The 20,148-nt window shown below is 66.8% G+C and carries 17 protein-coding genes and 1 pseudogene; 11 read left to right on the top strand and 7 right to left on the bottom strand.

Annotation, left to right across the window (positions count from 1 at the left end; genetic code table 11):
* Nucleotide 1: 1 nt before the first annotated feature.
* The 6 genes from LQ953_RS09930 to LQ953_RS09905 all read left to right on the top strand — a co-directional run bounded on the left by LQ953_RS09930 (nucleotide 2) and on the right by LQ953_RS09905 (nucleotide 5,114).
* Nucleotides 2–685, top strand: a complete 684-nt coding sequence (locus LQ953_RS09930) for an SURF1 family protein (RefSeq protein ID WP_231030593.1) — start codon at nucleotides 2–4, stop codon at nucleotides 683–685.
* A complete protein-coding gene (locus LQ953_RS09925) occupies nucleotides 682–1,956 on the top strand; it encodes an ATP-binding protein (RefSeq protein WP_231030592.1) in 1,275 nt (424 codons plus the stop codon). Before LQ953_RS09930 ends, LQ953_RS09925 begins: the two co-directional genes overlap by 4 nt.
* Nucleotides 1,953–2,480, top strand: coding sequence for a response regulator transcription factor (locus LQ953_RS09920; protein WP_231030590.1), 528 nt, complete (start codon nucleotides 1,953–1,955; stop codon nucleotides 2,478–2,480). Before LQ953_RS09925 ends, LQ953_RS09920 begins: the two co-directional genes overlap by 4 nt.
* Before the next feature lie 53 nt (nucleotides 2,481–2,533).
* Nucleotides 2,534–3,613, top strand: a complete 1,080-nt coding sequence (locus tag LQ953_RS09915; RefSeq protein ID WP_231030588.1) for an SPL family radical SAM protein — start codon at nucleotides 2,534–2,536, stop codon at nucleotides 3,611–3,613.
* Between the two features lie 107 nt (nucleotides 3,614–3,720).
* Nucleotides 3,721–4,446: a cytochrome c oxidase assembly protein gene (locus LQ953_RS09910; RefSeq protein WP_231030587.1), complete on the top strand. Its 726-nt coding sequence runs from the start codon at nucleotides 3,721–3,723 to the stop codon at nucleotides 4,444–4,446.
* Nucleotides 4,443–5,114, top strand: coding sequence for a cytochrome b (locus LQ953_RS09905; RefSeq protein WP_231030585.1), 672 nt, complete (start codon nucleotides 4,443–4,445; stop codon nucleotides 5,112–5,114). Before LQ953_RS09910 ends, LQ953_RS09905 begins: the two co-directional genes overlap by 4 nt.
* A gap of 28 nt (nucleotides 5,115–5,142) precedes the next feature.
* Here the strand turns inward: LQ953_RS09905 and LQ953_RS16350 are convergent.
* Nucleotides 5,143–5,583 (bottom strand): annotated as a pseudogene (locus LQ953_RS16350) (c-type cytochrome); the annotation flags it as partial.
* A 189-nt stretch (nucleotides 5,584–5,772) separates the two neighbouring features.
* Between LQ953_RS16350 and LQ953_RS09895 the strand changes: the two are divergent.
* From LQ953_RS09895 to LQ953_RS09880, 4 genes are read left to right on the top strand one after another with little or no spacing between them, the layout of a single operon-like run.
* Nucleotides 5,773–6,141 (top strand): c-type cytochrome, encoded by a 369-nt coding sequence (locus LQ953_RS09895; RefSeq protein ID WP_231030582.1) that lies wholly within the window; start codon nucleotides 5,773–5,775, stop codon nucleotides 6,139–6,141.
* Nucleotides 6,122–7,072 carry a cytochrome c oxidase subunit II gene (gene coxB / locus LQ953_RS09890; protein WP_231030580.1) on the top strand — a complete coding sequence of 317 codons (951 nt, stop codon included), beginning with the start codon at nucleotides 6,122–6,124 and terminating at the stop codon, nucleotides 7,070–7,072. Before LQ953_RS09895 ends, coxB begins: the two co-directional genes overlap by 20 nt.
* Nucleotides 7,069–9,603: a cbb3-type cytochrome c oxidase subunit I gene (locus LQ953_RS09885; RefSeq protein WP_231030579.1), complete on the top strand. Its 2,535-nt coding sequence runs from the start codon at nucleotides 7,069–7,071 to the stop codon at nucleotides 9,601–9,603. Before coxB ends, LQ953_RS09885 begins: the two co-directional genes overlap by 4 nt.
* A gap of 2 nt (nucleotides 9,604–9,605) precedes the next feature.
* Nucleotides 9,606–9,890, top strand: coding sequence for a hypothetical protein (locus LQ953_RS09880; protein WP_231030577.1), 285 nt, complete (start codon nucleotides 9,606–9,608; stop codon nucleotides 9,888–9,890).
* 57 nt (nucleotides 9,891–9,947) lie between these two features.
* Here LQ953_RS09880 and LQ953_RS09875 read toward each other — a convergent pair whose 3' ends face one another.
* Nucleotides 9,948–10,259 (bottom strand): hypothetical protein, encoded by a 312-nt coding sequence (locus LQ953_RS09875; protein ID WP_231030575.1) that lies wholly within the window; start codon nucleotides 10,257–10,259, stop codon nucleotides 9,948–9,950.
* Between the two features lie 100 nt (nucleotides 10,260–10,359).
* Nucleotides 10,360–10,506, bottom strand: coding sequence for a hypothetical protein (locus LQ953_RS09870; protein WP_231030573.1), 147 nt, complete (start codon nucleotides 10,504–10,506; stop codon nucleotides 10,360–10,362).
* A gap of 137 nt (nucleotides 10,507–10,643) precedes the next feature.
* Here LQ953_RS09870 and LQ953_RS09865 point away from each other — a divergent pair, with 137 nt between their 5' ends.
* A complete protein-coding gene (locus LQ953_RS09865; RefSeq protein WP_231030571.1) occupies nucleotides 10,644–13,022 on the top strand; it encodes a hypothetical protein in 2,379 nt (792 codons plus the stop codon).
* A gap of 57 nt (nucleotides 13,023–13,079) precedes the next feature.
* Here LQ953_RS09865 and paoC read toward each other — a convergent pair whose 3' ends face one another.
* The 4 genes from paoC to LQ953_RS09845 form a co-directional block, all read right to left on the bottom strand.
* On the bottom strand, nucleotides 13,080–15,299 hold the full coding sequence (gene paoC / locus LQ953_RS09860) for an aldehyde oxidoreductase molybdenum-binding subunit PaoC (protein ID WP_231030570.1): 2,220 nt from the start codon (nucleotides 15,297–15,299) through the stop codon (nucleotides 13,080–13,082).
* A gap of 4 nt (nucleotides 15,300–15,303) precedes the next feature.
* Nucleotides 15,304–16,254 (bottom strand): FAD binding domain-containing protein, encoded by a 951-nt coding sequence (locus LQ953_RS09855; RefSeq protein WP_231030569.1) that lies wholly within the window; start codon nucleotides 16,252–16,254, stop codon nucleotides 15,304–15,306.
* Nucleotides 16,251–16,898 carry an aldehyde dehydrogenase iron-sulfur subunit PaoA gene (gene paoA / locus LQ953_RS09850; RefSeq protein ID WP_231030568.1) on the bottom strand — a complete coding sequence of 216 codons (648 nt, stop codon included), beginning with the start codon at nucleotides 16,896–16,898 and terminating at the stop codon, nucleotides 16,251–16,253. Before paoA ends, LQ953_RS09855 begins: the two co-directional genes overlap by 4 nt.
* Nucleotides 16,899–16,965: 67 nt before the next feature.
* Nucleotides 16,966–20,100, bottom strand: coding sequence for a helicase-related protein (locus LQ953_RS09845; RefSeq protein WP_231030567.1), 3,135 nt, complete (start codon nucleotides 20,098–20,100; stop codon nucleotides 16,966–16,968).
* Between the last annotated feature and the right edge of the window lie 48 nt (nucleotides 20,101–20,148).

The following is a 20,148-nucleotide window of genomic DNA, read 5'->3' as shown; positions in this document are numbered from 1 at the left end:
GATGCGCGCCCGCCGCCTCGTCGGCGGGGTGCTGGCGCTCGCCACCATCCTGGCGCTGCTTGCGCTCGGCGTGTGGCAGATCGAGCGGCGCACGTGGAAGCTTGCGCTGATCGAACAGGTGGAGCGGCGGCTTGCCGCTTCGCCGGTCCCGGCACCCGGGCCCGCCGCCTGGGGTGGGATCGGCCCTGATACCGCCTATACGCGCGTCACCGTGCGCGGGCGCTTCGTTCCCAATGGCGACAGCTATGTTCAGGCGGTGACCGACCTTGGCGGCGGCTATTGGCTAGTAACCCCGCTGCGCACCGACGCCGGTTGGACCGTGCTGGTCAACCGTGGCTTCGTACCCGCCGACCGCCGCGGCGCCATCCCTGCGCCGCAAGATGTGCCAGCCGCCGTTTCGGGCTTGTTGCGACTTACCGAGCCGGGCGGCGGTTTCCTGCGTCGCAACGATCCCGCGCAGAACCGCTGGTATTCGCGCGACGTCCAGGCGATCGCCACGCGGCAGGGGCTGACCAACGTCGCGCCCTACTTCATCGACGCTGACCGGAGCGGCGACGCCTGGCCGCGCGGCGGACTGACGGTGGTGCGCTTCAAGAACAACCATCTGGTCTATGCGCTGACCTGGTTCGGGCTTGCCGCCCTGGTTGTCGTGTTCGTGTTCATCGCGCGCCGCCGGGTGGCATGACGCCGCTGGTCGCTGGGGACGAGGCCGCCCGCCGCAACCTGCTGCTGCTGACCCATTTGCGATGGCTCGCGGTGGGGGGGCAACTCGCCACGATCCTAGCAGTGCAGATGCTGCTCAGCGTCCGGCTGCCGATGACGCCGATGCTGCTCACGCTGTTCGTGTTGGTGATGGTCAACCTGCTGGCGCTGACCATGTATCTGCGCGGGCCGGTGAGCAATATGACGCTGTTAGCCACGCTCGTGATGGATGTGAGCTGCCTATCGGTGCAGCTGTATCTCAGCGGCGGCGCGACTAACCCGTTCCTCGCGCTGTACCTGCTTCAGGTCGTGCTCGGCGCCGTGCTGCTCGAGGCCTGGTCCAGCTGGCTGCTCGTGGCGCTGACCAGTGGGGCGCTGGCGCTGCTCGCTTTGCATGCGCCGCCGCTGGATCTGCCGAGCGCGCTGCGCATCCGCTTGCCGCAGCCCTATGTGCTGGCACTGTGGATCAACTACACGCTCGCCGCGGTGCTGCTCGAGCTGTTCGTCACGCGGGTGATGCGCAACCTGCGCGCGCGGGACGACTACCTTGCCACGCTGCGCCAGCGTGCGGCGGAGGAGGAGCATGTGGTCCGCATCGGCCTGCTAGCCAGCGGTGCTGCGCATGAGCTCGGCACCCCGCTAGCGTCGCTGTCAGTCGCTCTGGGGGACTGGCGGGGGGATCCGGCAGTCAGCGCCGATCCGCGCCTGTCGGAAGAAGTAGCGGAAATGCAGGCGGAGGTTGCGCGCTGCAAGGACATCGTGGCGGGCATCCTGTTTGCCGCCGGCGAAGTGACCGGCCACGCGCCCGAACGAACCACGTTGCGCCGGTTCCTTAACGGCATTGTCGCAACATCGGTGGCGCGCGATGCCATTCGCATCGAGGACCTGCTTGGCCGCGACGTGCCGATCGTGTCGGACAAGGCATTGGGGCAGGCGCTGCTCAATTTGCTCGATAATGCCGCGGAAGCCGATGCGTCGAACATCCTGCTCTCCGCCGCGTTGAGTGGGGATATGCTGATGCTCACCGTTCAAGACGATGGCCGCGGCTTCCCGGCCCATATTCTGTCGGGGATCGGTCAGCCCTATCAGAGCACCAAGGATCGACAGGGCGCCGGGCTGGGGCTGTTCCTTACCAACAATGTCCTGCGTACGCTTGGCGGCACGCTGGAGGCGCGCAATCGCCCCGGCCGCGGCGCGCAGGTTGCGCTTCGCCTGCCGCTCGAGGCGCTTGCGATCGCGAAACCGCGGGCATGAGCGATCGCCGGCTGCTGATCATCGAGGATGATGCCGTGCTTGCCCGCACGCTGGCGCGCTCATTCGAGCGGCGGGGCTATCAGGCGGTGGTGCTCGGCAGCCCCACCGGCCTTGCCGAAGCGGCCGAGCAGCTGCAGCCCACCCATGCGATCATCGACCTGCGCCTGGGCGGCGCCTCTGGCCTGGGATGTATCCGCACTCTGCACGAGCATGATGAGGGCACCCGGATCGTCGTGCTGACCGGCTTTGCCAGCATCGCCACTGCGGTGGAGGCGATCAAGCTTGGGGCGACCAACTACCTGACCAAGCCGGCGAATACCGACGACATCGAAGCCGCGTTCGACAAGGTGGACGGCGACGAAGACGCCAACATCACCACACGCCCGACGTCGATCAAGACGCTGGAATGGGAGCATATCCACCAGGTGCTGGTGGAAACCGACTTCAACATTTCCGAAGCCGCACGCCGGCTGGGGCTTCATCGGCGGACGCTGGTCCGCAAGCTCGAGAAGCGCCACATCTGACCAGCGCGAGCAGGCGCCATGAACCCTGGCGCGGCGCGGTTCGTTGACCGGAGATGCTGGATGTTCCCGCTTCCCGTGCCGTCGTGTGGCGGCCGCGCCGCGTGCTTGCCACCCGGTCGGCGCAGGCGCTGCCGCATGGACGGTCGATCCTGGAGCGCGCCGCCGGGCAGGGGATCGAGGTGGTCGAGCTGTCATCCGACCGTGTGACGCTATCCTTCCCGGACGACCCGCGCCGCGCCTATGCCGAGGCCAAGTCGACGCTGGCGGTAGTCGTGGCGCCCCCATCGAAGCGGCGGCTGCAGCCGATCGCACCGAGCGCCGACTGGCGGGTGGACCTAGCCGAAGGGTGCCCGGCGCATTGCAGCTATTGCTATCTGGCCGGATCGCTGAAGGGGCCGCCGATCACGCGGGTCTATGCGAACCTGGAGGAGATACTCGACGGGCTGCCCGCCTATCTGGGTCAGGGCACCATCACCTCGCGCAGCGCCGCTCGGGCGCATGAGGGGACGACGTTCGAGGCGTCGTGCTACACCGATCCGCTGGCGTTGGAGCCGCTGACCGGATCGCTGTCAGCGGCGATCGCCTGGTTCGGGCAATGGGATGCTGCGGCGCAGCTGCGCTTCACCAGCAAGTTCGCGGATGTCGAGCCGCTGCTGGGGCTGGCACATGGCGGGCGCACCCGGATGCGCGCTTCGGTGAACCCGCGCGCCTTTGCCCGCTTCGAAGGCGGCACATCACGGGTGGCGGAGCGGCTTGCCGCGCTCCGGCGCATGGCACTGGCGGGCTATCCGGTCGGGCTGACGATCGCGCCGATCATCGCCGCGCCGGGATGGGAACAGGCCTATGGAACGCTGATCGACGATGCGGCGGCGGCGCTGGGCGGTGTCGCCGGCATCGACCTGACGATCGAGCTGATCACCCATCGCTTCACCGCAGGGTCGAAGGCGGTGCTCGACAGCTGGTATCCTGGGTCCGCGCTCGACATGAGCGGGGAGAAGCGCAGTACCAAACGCACCAAGTTCGGTACCGAGAAGCAGGTGTACGACGCGGAGACCATGCGGGCACTGCGGCGCTTTTTCGAAACCCGACTGGGCGAGGCACTGCCGGCCGGACGGATCCTCTACTGGACGTGAGGCTTGGCGCCGCCGGGTTCGCACGGTTACACTGACGCTTGGGGAACCTAGCCACGGTCGGACGGTTCCGAAATGATCCAAGTGGCTGGGCAGGGGATTGGTACGCGATGGAGCCGGCGATCTGGACACCCTATTGCGGCGCGGCGCCTGGGCCGGGCGAGTTGCTGGCGCGGTGGAACTTCGATCCGTTGGTGCTTGTCGGGTTGATCGGCGCGACTGCGGCGTTCCTGCGTTGGGCGCCGGCTGACCGGGCGCAGCGGCGCTGTTTCCTGGCCGCGATGGCGCTGTGCGTGCTGCTGTTCGTTTCACCCTTCTGTGCGCTCACCTCCGCACTGTTCTCCGCGCGCGTCGTCCATCATCTGGTGCTCACCACTGCGGTGGCGCCGCTGCTTGCCTGGTCTTGGTCGAGACGCGTGCCCGGCAGCCTTGGCACCTGGGTCGGCATCCACGCAGTCATCTTCTGGGGGTGGCATTCCCCGCCGGTCTATGGCTGGGCGCTGTCCCACGACGCTCTCTACTGGCTGATGCAGGCCACGTTGCTCGGCAGCGGCTTTGCGCTGTGGAGCGCAGTGCGCCGCGCGACCATTCCGGGCGCCATCGCTGCGTTGCTCGGATCGATGGTGCTGATGGGATTGCTCGGCGCGCTGATCACCTTTGCCGGGGTGCCGCTCTACGCGCCGCATCTGGTCGGGCCGATCGCCTGGGGTTTGACACCGCTGGAGGACCAGCAGCTTGCCGGGCTGATCATGTGGGTGCCAGGCGGCGGCATTTATCTGCTTGCGGCGATGCGCATGCTGGCGCTGTGGTTCGCCCGCGAACAGGCCGTGGCGTGAGCGAACAGCTTCGGGCTTGGGCACGTACCTATAGCGATCGGGGGCGGTACAGCCCGGTCGGCATCGCCTTTCATTGGATCATGGCGTTTCTGGTGCTGTTCCAGATCGGGTGGGGCTATTACACCAGCTGGCTGCCAGCCGGCGGCGACAAGCTGTTCGGCTATCAGGTGCACAGCGCGGTGGGGCTGCCGATCCTGCTGTTGGCGCTGGCGCGGTTCGGGTGGCGGCTGATGATCCCGGGTCCGCACAACGATGCCGACACGCAAGGGTGGCAGACCCAGGCCGCCTATGCGATCCACTATGTGTTCTACATCGCCTTTTTCGGCCTGCCGCTGAGCGGCTGGGCGATGTGGTCGTCGATCGCCGAGCCCGGGCCGCTATATCTGGCCGGCGTGATCCCGTGGCCGCAGCTTCCTTTTGATCAGATGCCGCTTACGCTGCGCTGGAAGATCATGGACGTGGCCGAAGACGTACATTACATCCTGGTTCTCACTTTGCTGGCTGCGATACCGCTTCATATAGGGGCTGCGCTGAAGCATCATTTTTGGGATCGGCACGATGTGCTCCGGGGAATGCTTCCGGAGATCCCGGACGCGGAGGACCCCCGCGGAGGCCCGCAGCATAGCGCGAAAGGGCCGCAGATTCAGTCTGAGACAGCTGCCGGCTGATCGCCAGCATCACATTGCCCCCATCGCTGCGGCGTGCGCTGCGGCGCCATTGATCGAGCTGTTCGGCGAGATAGGGCGCGGGCTGCGCGGCGAGGGGCGGGTTGCCCGCGCCGTTTCCTTCTCCCTGCGCTCCGTGGCACGATGCGCAGGACGGCATGCCCCGCGCCGGGTCGCCTCGGTGATAGAGCGACGCTGCGCGGGGATCATCCACTGGCGTGGTGGTGACCGCCGGGACCGGCAGGGCGGCGTAATACACCGATACTGCCTGGCGCTGTTCGGGACGTAGCTTCTTGGCAATCGACTGCATCTCAGGATGCTGGCGGCGGCCATCGGCATAGGCTTCAAGCTGCGCTTCGAGATAACCCTGGTTCAATCCAGCCAGCCGCGGCGATCCTGCGCCGTTGCCGCGTCCATCGACGTCGTGGCAGCCGATGCAGGCATAGGCTGCCCCCGCATCGCCGCCGCTCATCGCCACCAGTTCGCCGGTCGCGGCAAGCCGGTCGGCACTGGTACGGTCGGCCACGCCGCAGCCGGCGAGCAGCAGGGGCAGGGCGGCTGCGAGCGGGCGTCTGTGAAAAACCATTGCCGGGGGGAACCTGCACCAGACCCAAGTGGTTCCGGAGGTGTAACGCCTAATCTGGGCTGCCAAGGGGGAAGCTTGTCGACTGTCCGCGTCTTGCTGCCGCTGATGCTGGTCGCGTCCTGCAAGCCGCCGCCCGACGAGGAACACCATATGCCCCAGGCTGATCCCGCGCGCGGCGCCCAGGCGATCGAGCGGATCGGCTGTGCGGCGTGTCACCAGATCCCTGGTATCCGCTGGCCAAAGGGGGCTTCCGGCCCCTCGCTTCAGGACTTCGCTAAACAAGGGCTGATTGCCGGGCGGTTGCCCAATCGGCCCGATGTTCTGACCAGCTTCGTTCGCAACGCGCCGGCCACGCTGCCGGGAACCACCATGCCGGCGATGCCGCTCACGAAGGAGGAGGCACGCGACGTGGCAGCCTATCTATATGCAACCGGCAGCCGCTAACACCGGGCCGGGCTGGCCCGCTTCGATCTTCGATCCCGCAGGCCCCTATGCGGGCTCGATCACCACCCTGAGCTGGCTGCTGCTCGCCATGGCGGCCGGCGTGTTCCTGGTCGTGATGGTGGCGCTGTGGGTCGCCTTGTTCGGCAAGGAGCGGCTGCAGAAGCGGCTGGGCGGCACCCGCACCATCTGGATCGGTGGGATCGTCTTTCCCGTCATCGTGCTCTCGGGCCTGCTAGTCTATGGCTTGAGCCTGACCCGCAACCTGGCCGAACCAGTGCCTGCCGACGCGATGCGGGTGCGTATCACCGGCGAGATGTGGTGGTGGCGGGTCGCTTATCTGGATGGCGCCGGACAGGCGTTCCTGACCGACGCCAACGAATTGCACATCCCGGTAGGTCAGCCCGTGGTGCTGGAGCTTGAATCGAGCGACGTCATCCACAGCTTCTGGGTGCCGCAGCTTTCGGGCAAGCTCGACATGATCCCCGGCCGCCGCAACATCCTGCCGATCCAGGCTGACCGCGCCGGCACCTTTGGCGGGCAGTGTGCCGAATATTGCGGCGGGCCGCACGCGCTGATGGGCTTCGTCGTGATCGCGCACGAGCCCGCCGCGTTCCAGCGGCTGATCGCCGCGCGGCGTGCCCCGCGCCAGCAGGTTGCAGGCGATGGCGCGGCGTTGTTCCGCTCAACCGGCTGTGCCGCGTGCCACCGCGTCGCGGGCACCGATGCCAATGGCGTTGCCGGGCCCGACCTTACCCATGTCGGCTCGCGCAGTTCGATCGGCGCGGGCATCCTGCCCAACAATCGCGGGACGCTGACCGGATGGATCGGTGACAGCCAGTCGATCAAGCCGGGCAATCGCATGCCGTCGTACAAGATGCTGTCCGCGCAGGAGCTTTCCGCCATCGCCACCTATCTGGAAGCGCAGAAGTGAAGTCGGAAACCGGCTTCGATCCCGCGCTCTACGATCGTTTTCCCACGCAAGGCGAACGTCCCAAGGAAGAGCTTGAAGAACTGGAGCGGATCTGGTGCGCGCCCAAGGGGTGGCAGCTGCTGGCGGCGGTCAACAACAACTATGTCGGCACCTTCTATGTCGGCACCGCCTTTCTGTTCTTCGTGCTGGCCGGCATCCTCGCGCTGGTGATGCGCGTCCAACTTGCGCTGCCGCTTCAGGGCATATTGCCGCAGGAAACCTACAACCAGTTCTTCACCATGCACGGCACGGTGATGATGTTCCTGTTCGCGGTGCCGATGATGGAGGCGCTGGGCGTGCTGCTGCTGCCCCAGATGCTGGCGGCGCGCGATTTGCCGTTCCCCCGGCTCTCGGCCTATGCCTTCTGGGCGTACTTCGTCGGCGGTCTGTGCTTCTTCGCGTCGATCTTCTTCGGGCTTGCGCCGAACGGCGGCTGGTTCATGTACCCGCCGCTGACCGGGATGGCCTATTCGCCCGGCATCAACGCCGATTTCTGGCTCCTCGGCATCGGCTTCATCGAGATTTCGGCGATCGCCGGCGCGATCGAGATCATCGTCGGCGTGCTGCGCACCCGCGCGCCCGGCATGACGCTCGACAAGATGCCGATCTATGCCTGGGCGATGCTGGTCTTCGCGGCGATGATCGTGATCGGCTTCCCTTCGATCATCCTGGGCACGCTGCTGCTGGAACTCGAGCGCGCGTTCAATTGGCCGTTCTTCGATCCCACCCGCGGCGGCGATGCGCTGCTGTGGCAGCATTTGTTCTGGTTCTTCGGCCATCCGGAGGTCTACATCATCTTCCTGCCCGCCTCGGGCCTGGTGTCGATGATGGTGCCTACGCTCGCGCGCGCCAAGCTGGTGGGGCAAAACCTGATCGTGATGGCGTTCCTTGCCACCGGCTTCATCAGCTTCGGCGTGTGGTCGCACCACATGTTCACCACCGGCATGCCGCGCCTCTCGATCGGCTTCTTCTCCGCCGCCAGCATGGCGGTCAGCGTGCCGGCGGGAATCCAGGTCTTCTCCTGGATTTCCACCTTCGCCGTCGGCAAGCCGAGCTTCAACACCCCGACCCTGTTTGCGCTGGGCGGCCTCATCACCTTTGTGATCGGCGGGTTGACCGGCGTGATGGTAGCGATGGTGCCGTTCGACTGGCAGGCGCATGACAGTTATTTCATCGTTGCCCACCTCCATTACGTCCTGATCGGCGGCATGGTCTTCCCGTTGTTCGCCGCGCTCTACTACTGGACGCCGATGATGAGCCGCCGGGCACTGTCCGAGCGGCTGGGCAAGTGGGTGTTCTGGCTGATGTTCGTCGGCATGCAGGTCACCTTCTGGCCGATGCACATCCTCGGTCTCATGGGCATGCCGCGCCGGGTGTATACCTATCTGCCCGGGCGCGACTGGGACACGATCAACTTCATCTCGACGGTGGGCGCCTTCACCATCGGCATCGGCGTGCTGTTGTTCGTGATCGATCTCGCCCGCAATTTCCGCTTCACCCCCGATGACGATGCCGGCAACGTCTATGGTGGCGGCACGCTCGAATGGCTGCCGACGGGGCTTTACTCAACGCGCAGCATCCCGGTGGTGAAGAGCCGCGAGCCGCTCTGGGACGACCCCGATCTGGCGAAGAATGTGGAGGAGGGCCGCTACTTCCTTCCCAACTCCGCCACCGGCCTGCGCGAGACCATCGTCACCAGCCCGTTGCGTGCCGAGCCGCAATATCTTCAGATCATGCCCGGACCATCGGTCTGGCCGCTGCTCGCGGCGATCTTCACCGCCGGGTTCTTCATCATCATGACGATCCAGGCGTACAAGTTCAGCTTCGCCTGCGGCATCCTCGCGATCGTGTGTGTGCTGCGCTGGTTGTGGGATACCGACCGGCTGGTGAAGGAAGAAACGGTGGACGTCGGCGCGGGCATCCGCCTGCCAACCTACCGCACCGGCCCGTCCAGCCATGGCTGGTGGGCGACGATGGTGCTGCTCACCGTCGTTTTCATGATCTTCGTCATGGCGATGTTCAGCTTCGTCTACCTGTACGGGGTACAGCCGCGCTTCTGGGTGCCTGGCGCCGACAAGCTGTCGCTGCTCGCAATCCTTCCGGCCTATGCCGCCGCGGCTGGGCTCGCGCTGTTCTCCCGCTACATGCTCGCGCGCGAGAAGACGCAGCATTGGACGCCGGGCGTGCTGTTTGTTCTCGCGGCCTGTGCGCTGGTGGCGGCTAACGGCATCGACTTTTGGAGCTGGCTGCGATCCGGGCTGATGCCCACCGCCAGCGGGCAGGGGGCGACCGTTTATGGACTGCTCTCGCTCGAGGGCATTCTCGTGTTCATCGTCGTGCTGATGGCGGGGTACATCTCTGCCCGCAATGGTCGCGCGCTGATCGTCCGCCCGCGCAACAACAGCCTGGACCTGTGCGTGCTCTTCACTGTCTATGCGGCAGGGCAGGGGGCGGTGACTGCCGTTCTCACGCGCCTGTTTCCCTGGACCTGATGATGCGCGGCTGGACCTTCCTGCTCGCCGGACCGATCGTGTGGACGGTGCATTTCTTCGCGCTCTACGGGATCGCGAGCATCTTCCTCACCAGCACCATTTCGCGCGTGCTGACGGTGCTGGTGTCGGTCGCCTGCCTTGCCGCGATTGCGCTGCTGTTCGTGCGGGTTCAGGCTTCGCAGCCGGTGGATGACCCAGACGCATGGACGCATCGGGTCTCGCTGCTGGGGATCGGATTGTCCGGGGTGGCGATCTTCTGGCAGACGCTGCCGCCGCTGCTTGGCTGAGTTACCTTAGGGCGCCCCGGCCACGAGGGTTCCGCGGCCAGAGGCGTCTCGCGGCGCCTAGTGTTGGGGCTGCGCGCCGAAAGCCAGCGCGTCGGCCGAGCCCAGTTCCTGCTCGCCCGCGAACAGCCGGTCCAGCCGTGCCTTGATGTCGTGACGGTAGCTCTGGCAGGAAACCGCACGCGGTGCCGCGACCGAGACTTCGTCGGCGATGGCGCTCTTGATGCGGTCCATGGCGTGTTCGTCGAGCACCTTGGCCCGCTGGAGTTCGATGCACAGCTGCACCAGGCCGACCGCGGTCGCATGGGCGCGCAGGCCGACATTGGTCACGTCGAAATGAAGCCGTTTCTGCTTATCAAACGGGGTGGTCATCATTCCTCTCCTTGTTTTTTTCTCCAAGCACATCAAGCGCCTAGAATGACCTACGGTCAAGGAGCAGGATGTATCCAGCGCATGTCTGCGCCAAGGCGCCTCAGCCCGGCGTGACGAGATAATAGAGATTGTAGCCCACGAAGATGGCTACGATGATGAACAGCACGATCAGGGCAACTCTGCCCATCCCCTTGCGTGCATTGTTGTCGACCGGGTCGGAATTGCGATCCACTGTAACGTGCCCCATTCATCGTTGCTGATGAAGGAAAGACGCGCAGGCGGGCAGATCGTTGCGCGGGGCGTACGATCGTAGCTGGCGCGTTAAGGGAGCAGCGTTCCACCCGCGCCACTTGATCCATTGCGTCGATCAAGCATTAGAGGGGCATGACCACCACAACTACGCTCCCGCGCTTGCTTCAGCGCTGCGCGGGCCTGGCTTTGATCCTCGCACCCTTTGCGAACAACGCCGTGCAAGCCGCGGACCCGGCGCCGTTTGACTTGCCAGGGCCTGGGCTGCGCGTGACCGTGACGCGGGGCGGCGTCACGCTCCCGATTGGCGAGGTTCCCGATCTGGCGAGCGGCGACCGAGTGGTGGTGCAGGCCGATCTGCCCGAGGATCAGCGTGCGCGGTTCCTGCTCGTATCGGCCTTTCTGAGCGGCGCCACGAATCCGCCGCCGAAGAAATGGTTCGCCTCCGCCGAAACCTGGAAGCGCAAGGACAAGGACCGTGTCCTCACCCTTACCGTGCCCGAAGGTGCCAAGCAGCTTGTCCTGTTCCTGATCCCGGAAACCGGGGGAGCGGCTGGCACGATTGAGGATGCCGTTCGCGGCAAGCCGGGAGAATTCGTCCGCGCCAGCCAGTCGATCAACCAGGCCTCGCTCGACCGCTCGCGCTTGAATGCCTTCATCGCCGCGATACGCGCGCAGGAGAACAGCCATCCGGAGTTCCTGAAGAACCTCGCCCCGGTGCTCGCCCGCAGCCTGGCGATCAAGCTGAACGCTGATTGCCTTGCCAAGGTGGTCGAGTTCCAGGCCGCGTGCCTGCTGGAGGACCGGGAGTCGCTGGTGCTGGCCGATGTGCACAGCAGTTCGGTGGCGGAAACGCTGGCGGGTGCGCCGACCGATCTGGCGCTGCAACTGAGCTACACGCGCGAAGGCGGGCTGGGCTATTACAGCCCTTACATTGCCGTGGTGCGCGACATTGCGCGCGTGTTCGGCGCGTTCAGCAACCCGCAGTTTAACTATCTGCCGGCGCTCAGCCTGCGCGAGCGGTACCGCGTGTCACTGGTGCTGAACACCGCGCCTTCCTTTGCCAAGCCCAAGTCGGTGCTGGTGGCCTCCATGCCGGCGATCGGCAGCGACAGTCCGCCGCGACTGCGCGCCGCCAGCGACGCGCCGCTGTGCGGAGCCAATCCTAACTTCGTGCTCCCTGTGGAGGGAGCGCCGCTGATCTATTCCACTGACTATGCCCGCAACATGGTGCTGCGCGTGGGAGCAACCGAAGTGCCGGTCGAGGCGCGGGCGGAGCGGGGCGGCTATGTGCTGAAACGGCCGCTGAGCCCCAGCCCCGCCAGTGGTAGCATCGAAGGACAATTGACGGGCTATTGGGGTTATCAGCCTTTCACCGGGCCGCGGTTCAAGCTGCAATTCCCAACCGCTGAAGCATGGAAGGCTGGAGCCGATGCAACCAGCCTGGTTATAGGCCGGGACAATGGGCTGACCCTTACCGGCCCTGCACCGGCATGCGTGTCTAGCGTTTCCATGCGCATGGGCGACGCTGCCCCACAGCCGGTGGCGTACACCGTCGAAGGCGACAAGGGGCTGGCGCTCACCCTGCCGCTCAAGGACGCGCGTCCGGGCGAGGTGACCATCGAGGTGCGTCAGATGGGCCAGGCAGCGCCCGCGACGATCACGCTGCGCGCCTATCGCCAGGCGAGCAAAGTGATCGAGCTGAGCGTCCACGCCGGCGACAGCACGGCGCAGCTGACCGGCCAGCGGCTCGATCAGGTCGCCGCCGTGCAGCTTGGTGGTCTGATCCTCAAGCCCGACGGCCTAACGCGAGAAGGCGATGTCGACCGGCTGCGGCTGTCCGGCACCGGGGAAGCGCCGCGTGCGGGAGAACTGAGCGCACGGGTGACCCTTACCGACGGACGCACGCTCAACCTGCCGGTCACCGTACGTGCGCCGCGCGTCCAGGTGTCGATCCTCGACAAAAGCGTTCAGCCGAAGGACGTAACCGCGCCCCAGCGGCTCAGCGTGCCCCAAACCGTTCTGCCAGATACGGCGCGACTGGTTTTCTCGCTCCGGGCTGCCGCGGGCGGGCTGAGCGCCAGCGACGCTCTGGAAATTGCCGCCGCCGGGGGGCCGTCGGTTCGCCTGGCCGCAGGACTCGATCTCCAGTTGCAGGGGCAGGACGTGCTGGTCGCCAGGCTGGACCCCTCCGCGCTCGGCCCCTCGGCGTTCGGCCCCCTGCGCGTGCGGCTGGTCCGTGGCGCGGAGGCCAGCGACTGGCAGCCGCTGACTACCTTGGCACGTTTGCCCAAAGTCGAAGGGGTAGTGTGCAAGCAAGAGGACTGCACGCTGTCAGGAAACTCGCTGTTCCTCATCGAGAGCGTTGCGACGACGCCTGCGTTCGAGAAGCCGGCGCTGGTGCCGCAGGGCTTCACCGGCAGCACGCTCAAGGTACCAGTGCCGCAGGACGGCAGGCTGTACCTTAAGCTCCGCGATGCGCCGGATCAGGTCGTCTCGCTCGCGACGACCTGATCGTATGTACTACGCGGTCCGCCGTCTCCCCCCTGAAGCGAGGGAGACAGTAGACCGTCATGCTATCGGGGGCAGGCGGGTCAGGTGCTTGTCCAGCGTGGTCGGATAGTCGCGCACGCGGACGCCAGTGGCGTTGTAGATCGCGTTGGCCACCGCACCGCCGACGCCGCACAGGCCCAGTTCGCCGACGCCCTTGGCCTTCATCGGCGAAGACATCGGGTCGACTTCGTCCAGGAAGATCACGTCTTGGTGCGGGATGTCGGCGTGCACGGGCACTTCGTATCCAGCGAGATCGTGGTTCACGAAGAAGCCGAAGCGCTTGTCGACCGCGAGTTCCTCCATGATCGCCGCGCCAACGCCCATGGTCATCGCGCCGATCACCTGGCTGCGCGCGGCCTTGGGGTTGAGGATGCGGCCGGCGGCGCAGACCGCCAACATGCGCCGCACGCGGATCTCGCCGGTGAAGCTGTCTACTGCGGCTTCGACGAAGTGGCTGGCAAAGGTGGATTGCTGGTACTTTTTGCCCAAGTCGCCATATTCGATCTGGTCCTCGGCGACGAGTTCGCCGGCCGTGGCCGCATCGGCCAACCTGGCCCGGCGATTGCCCGAACGCACTTCGCCATCGGCAAAGGCTGCATCGGCCGAGTTGAAGCCCAGCTTCGCCGCCACCGCTTCGCGCAACTTGACGCAGGCCGCGTAAACGCCGGCCGTCGCGTTGTTGGCGCCCCACTGGCCGCCCGAGCCTGCCGAGGCTGGCATGTCGGAATCACCCAGCTTCACCACCACATAGCTGAGCGGCACGCCCATCATCTCCGCCGCGGTCTGGGCGATGATGGTGTAGCTGCCGGTGCCGATGTCGGTCATGTCGGTTTCGACGGTCACCACGCCACGCCCGTCGAGCCGCACCCGCGCTGCCGACTTCATCAGCAGGTTGTTGCGGAAGCCCGCCGCCACGCCCATGCCGACCAGCCAGCGCCCGTCGCGGACCTGGCCGGGCTTGGGGTTGCGCTTGCTCCAGCCGAAACGCTCCGCACCCAGGCGCAGGCATTCGTTCAGCTGGCGCTGCGAATAACGGCGCTCGGGCTTTTCGGGGTCGAACTGGATGTCGTTGACGATGCGGAACTCGACGGGGTCCATGCCCAGCTTTTCCGCCATCTCGTCCATCGCGACTTCCAGCGCCATCATCCCCGGCGCTTCGCCCGGCGCACGCATCGCATTGCCTTCGGGCAAGTCGAGCACCGCCAGCCGCATGGCGGTCATCCGGTTCTCGCCAGCGTAGAGCAGCCGGGTCTGCGATACCGCCGTTTCCGGACCGCCGCCGGGCAGATCGCCCGACGTGCTTTCATGCGCTATGGCCGTGATGCGCCCGTCGCGATCGGCGCCGAGGCGGATGCGCTGGATCGTCGCTGGGCGGTGCGTGGTGTTGTTGGCGATCAGCGGGCGTTGCAGCGCCAGCTTGACCGGGCGGCCCGCCGCCCTGGCGCCCAGTGCCGCCAAGATCGCGTCGGCGCGCACGAACAGCTTTCCGCCAAAGCCGCCGCCCACATAGGGGGAGTCCAGCCGGACATTCTCCTTGGGAATGCCCAGCGTGCGGGCGACTTCGCTCTTGCCCCAGGCGATCATCTGGTTGGACGTCCACAGCGTCAGCTTGTCGCCGTTCCATGCCGCGATGGTCGCATGCGGCTCCATCATCGCATGGGTGTGATCGGGCGTGGTGTAGGTGGCGTCGAGCGTCACCGGCGCGGCCTTGAACGCGCCCTCGAAATTGCCGACCCGCGCGATGGGCGGGGCGGCACTGCCTTCGCCGCTATTCTCGCCGTCCAGCGGCGCGCGCTTGGCTTCCTCGGCCAGGTCGAACCGTCCTTCGGCACGGGCATAGTCCACCCGCACCAGTTGCGCTGCCGCCCGCGCCTGTTCGAAGGTCTCGGCCACCACCACGGCGACTGCCTGGTGATAATGCTGGATGTCGGGTCCGCCGAGCAGCTTGGCGGTGTTCATGTTGCCCTTGCCCAGCTTGCCAGCGTTTTCGGCCGTCACGATGGCGAGGACCCCCGGCGCGGCCTTTGCCGCGCGCAGGTCCATCGAACGGATGCTGCCCTTGGCGATCGCCGCGCCCACCACATAGCCATAGGCGGGGTTCGCGACCACATCGTGCCGTTCATAGGCATAGGGCGCGCGGCCGGTGGTCTTGAGCGGGCCGTCGATCCGGTCAGTGGGCTTGCCGATCACCTTGAGCTGGTCGATCGGGTTGGTGCCTGCGGGCGTGTCGAACTTCATCGGATCAGCCCCTTGCTTCGTGCATCACCGCTGCGAGCGTGCGCTCCACCAGCGGAACTTTGAAGGCATTGTCGTGCGTCGGACGCGCGCCCGCCATCAGCCCGGCGGCGACCGCGCGGGAGCCCTGCTTCATGTTTGCCTCCGCAGCCTCCACGCGCCACGGCTTGTGCGCGACGCCCCCCACGGCAACCCGGCCGCTGCCATCCTTTTGGATCACCGCCGCGATCGAGACGACCGCAAAGGCATAGGAGGCGCGGTCGCGCACCTTATGGTAGAAATGCTGGCCGCCGATCGGCTTGGGCAGCGTTACCGCGGTGATCAGCTCGCCTGGCGCCAGCACCGTGTCGAGGTGCGGCGCGTCGCCCGGCAGGCGGTGGAATTCGGCCATGGGGATTGATCGGCCGGCGCCGGCAGCGGTTACCGTCTCCACCTTCGCATCGAGCACGCGCATCGCCACCGCCATGTCGCTGGGGTTGGTCGCAATGCAATGGTCACTGACCCCGACCACGCCCAGCTGACGGCTGTAGCCCCCGATCGCCGCGCAGCCCGAGCCTGGCCGGCGCTTGTTACATGGCTGGTTGGTGTCGTAAAAATAAGGGCAGCGCGTCCGCTGGAGCAGGTTGCCCGCGGTAGTCGCCTTGTTGCGCAGCTGGCCCGAAGCACCGGCAAGCAGCGCCCGCGACAGCACGGCATAATCCTTGCGCACGCGCTTGTCGGCGGCAAGATCGGTATTGCGCACCAGCGCGCCGATGCGCAGCCCACCCTCGTTGGTCTTCTCGATCTTGTCGAGGCCAAGCCCGTTCACGTCGATCAGGTGCCGTGGCGCTTCGATCTGCAGCTTCATCAGGTCTAGCAGGTTGGTGCCGCCGGCGATGAACTTGGCGCCGGGCGTGCGGCTTGCGGCGGCGGCAGCCTCGGCGGGCGAACTGGCGCGCTCATAGGTAAAGGGCTTCATGCCTTCTTCCTTCCCACCGCGACTTCGGCAATCGCCTCGGCGATATTCGAATAAGCGCCGCAGCGGCAGATATTGCCGCTCATCCGTTCGCGCACCTCAAGGTTGGTTGCCGCCGGGCGGCCCTCCAGGTCCTGCGTCACATGGCTAGGAACTCCGGCCTTGATCTCGTCGAGCACGGCAACTGCCGAGCAGATCTGCCCAGGCGTGCAGTAACCGCACTGGTAACCATCATGCTTGACGAACGCCGCCTGCATCGGGTGCAGCTTGTCGGGCGTGCCCAGGCCCTCGATGGTGGTGATCGCATCGCCCTGGTGCATCACCGCCAGGCTGAGGCAGCTGTTGATCCGCCGCCCATTCACGATCACCGTGCACGCGCCGCACTGACCATGGTCGCAACCCTTCTTGCTGCCGGTCAGGTGCAGATGCTCGCGCAGTGCGTCGAGCAGCGTCGTGCGGGTGTCGACCTCCAGCGTCTGGCCGCGGCCGTTCACTTCGAAAGCGACGCGCATCATGCTCGGCTGATCCTCTGGGGCAAGCGCCATGGTCTGGGCCTCTGCTGTAGGAACGGCGGTCACCGCCGCCGACGCCGCGCCGCCAATCAGCAGGTCGCGACGGCTGAGTTCAAGCTCGCCAGCATCAGGCATTGGCGGGTCGCTCCATTGTGGGTTGATCCTGAGCATAACGCCGCGGGCGACGCTTCGCTAGCCTGCGTCAGTTCGCCATCTCGCTCAGCAACGCTTCAACACGCTGCAACCGTTCGGCCGGCGCTTCGATTGCTTCGCTCAGCAGCAGCCGCCCGTTCTTCTCGATCAGCCCGAACGCATCGGGATCGCCCCCGAAGCTGCTGTCCGGCGTGAGCGCGAGCGCCGCCGGCCCCGCGTCGATCCGCCTTATTCCCGCCGAGCGCGCCAGCAACCGCGCGCGGGCAAGCGCGATCAGCGTCTGCACTTCGTCCGGCAGTTCGCCGAAACGGTCCTCCAGCTCGGCCTCGAAACTGTCCATCCCGCCAACGCTGTCGATCCGGGCGAGGCGGGCGTAGAGGGTGACGCGCAGCTCCTCCTCCGGGACCCAACCCTCGGGCAGGCGCCCGTGCAACCCCAGGTTGAGCTGCGCGGTCCAGCGCTCGACTTCCTCCCCGCGGGTGCGGCGTACCGCGATCTCCAGCAGGTGCTGGTACAGGTCGATGCCGATCAGCTTCATATGCCCGGCTTGCGCCTCACCCAGCAGGTCGCCGGCGCCACGCATATCGAGATCGCGCGCGCTGATCGCAAAGCCGGCGCCCAGCCGATCGAACGCCTGGAGCGTGCGCAGCCGGGTAAGCGTGCGCGGCGCAATCTCTGCGTCGGGATCGGTGACCAGCAGCACCTGGCCGCGTCGGCTGCCGCGCCCCACGCGTCCGCGCAGCTGGTGGAGCTGTGACAGCCCGAAGCGATCGGCGCGCCACACGATCATGGTGTTCGCGCGCGGTACGTCCAGCCCGGCCTCGATGATGTTGGTGGCGAGCAGCACGTCGCCTTGACCTGCGCCGAAGCGGACCATCACGTCATCAATGTCTTGTGCCGGCAACTTGCCATGCGCTTCGAAGATCTTGAGCTCGGGCACCAGCTTGCCCAACCGCTCGGCAAGCGGTGCCATGTCCTCGATGCGCGGCACGACGACGAAGCTCTGCCCGCCGCGGCTGCGCTCGCGCAGCAGGGCGGTGCGCAGCACCTGCGGATCGAAGCTCAGCACGGCGGTGCGGATCGGCTGGCGGCGGGCAGGCGGCGTGGCGATCACCGACAGTTGCTGGAGGCCCACCAGCGCCATTTGCAGCGTGCGCGGGATCGGCGTGGCGCTCAGCGTCAGTACATGGCCTTCGCCCATGGTCCGCAGCCGGTTCTTGTCAGCGGCGCCGAAACGCTGCTCCTCGTCGATAACGACTAGCGCCAAGTCCTTGTACTCAATGCCCTTGCCAGCAACCGCGCCGGTGCCGATCACGACCCCCACCGACCCATCCGCGAGGCCTGCCTTGACCGCCTTCTTCTCGGCGGCGGTAGAAAGGCGGGAGAGCCCGGCCACCTGGATGCCAGTACCTTCGAAGCGATTGGCGAAGCTCTCCAGATGCTGGCGGGCGAGTACCGTGGTCGGCGCCGCTACCGCCACTTGCCGCCCGGCCAGTGCCGCCAGCGCCGCGGCGCGCAGCGCCACTTCGGTCTTGCCATAGCCGACATCGCCAACCACCAACCGGTCCATCGGCTTGCCCGAGGCGAGGTCGTCGCGCACCGCCGCGATCGCCTTGGCCTGGTCGGCGGTTTCGATGAAAGGGAAGCCGCTGGCGAAGCGCTCATAGGCGGCAGGATCGGGCTCGATCACTGCGGCGGTGCGCTTCTCACGCTCGGCAGTGAGCGCCAGCAGCGCGCGTGCGCTTTCCTCGACCGCCTCGTTGATCGCCCCACGACGCTTCTGCCAACTCGATCCGTCGAGCCGGTCGAGCGTCACTGCTTCCTCGTCCGCGCCATAGCGCCAGATCCGGTCGGCCTCCGCCACCGGCACCAGCCGCCGGCCATCCTCGGCATAGCGCAGCTGGATGCCATCGCCGGCGGGTTCGCCTTCGGCAACGGGAAGCGGCGCCAAACCCTCGACGACGCCGATACCATGATCCTCGTGCACCACCACGTCGCCGACCCGGATGTCGCCCAGGTCGAACAGCTCCGCACCCGACGCCACGCTCTGGCTGTCATCCAGCTTCGCGCGGCTGCCGAGCAAGTCCGCTGCCGCGACGGCAAGCACGCCTTCGGCGCGGAAGCCGCGGTCGACCGGCATCGCCAGCGTCACCAGACTGCCGGAAGGCGCTGCCAGAACCGCCGCCCAGCTATCCGCTTCCACTGCCTCGCAGTTTAGCACCTTGGTCGCCCGCCGCTTGATGAAGCGTAGGTCGCGCGGGCTGCCGAGCAAAACGACGCGGTTGCCTTCTGCAAACGCCGCTCGCGCAGCCTTGGCAAAGCCGCGCATCGGCGCGCGGCTCTCGACGAAGCGCGCCGGCGGCTCGCTAGGCTCCGGAAGCGTCAGCGCCTCGCGGGCGGTGAGTGCCTCGCTCCAGCGTGTCTCCTCGCACACGCCGCGCCCGGATCCGGGCCGCTGTCGCTCGGCATCGGCGGCAAGCGCCAGGAAGCGCTTCCGGCGCTTGTCCGCACCCGGCTCAACAACCACCACGGCGCCGGGCACATGGTCGAGCAGCGGCACTGCGTCATCCAATTCGGGTTCGGTCACCCGACCCATTTCCAGCACTTCGGCTTCGCCGACCGTGAGTTGGCTGGCGGCGTCATAGGGCCGTACCCAGGCGACGCGCCCATCCTGTGCCTCGATGCGATAGGGCTGGCCGGCATCGGCGGGGAAGACGTCGATCACTTGGCCGCGCAGGGCCACCTCGCCGGGTTCGTCGACCCGCTCGTCATGGACATAGCCGATCTCGACCAGCTTCTCGGCGAAGGCGGCAAGGTCGATCTCCTGGCCCACCGCGACGAGCGGCGGCGCCGTGTCGAAGGCCGGCGGAGCAGGGTAGAGCCGCGCTGCCGCTTCGCCCGTGCTGACCAGCGCCACGCGTTTTCCATCCGCCTTCGCGACCCGCAGCCGCCGCAATGCCGCCACGCGCTGCCCGACATTGGCGGGAGAGGCCGGCGCGCCGTCGCCTGGGAGCGCGTCGCTGCCTGGGGCGAAGATGACCGCCACGTCCGGCACCGCCGCGGCGAGGGCGCGCTCTATTGCGGCGGCGCGGGGTTCGTCGGGGGCTAGGAAGATTATGTCGTTGGTTTGCAGGGCTTGCGCGAGATGTACTGCGACTTCACCGACGCTTGGATATTCGCTCACTTGTTCATTGCCCCACGCTAGCACAGGCCAGCCGAACGAGTGCGGGTG

This window comes from Sphingomonas sp. IC-56 (assembly GCF_021043375.1).
Lineage (GTDB): Bacteria > Pseudomonadota > Alphaproteobacteria > Sphingomonadales > Sphingomonadaceae > Sphingomonas.
This window is presented reverse-complemented; position numbering and strand designations above follow the sequence as displayed.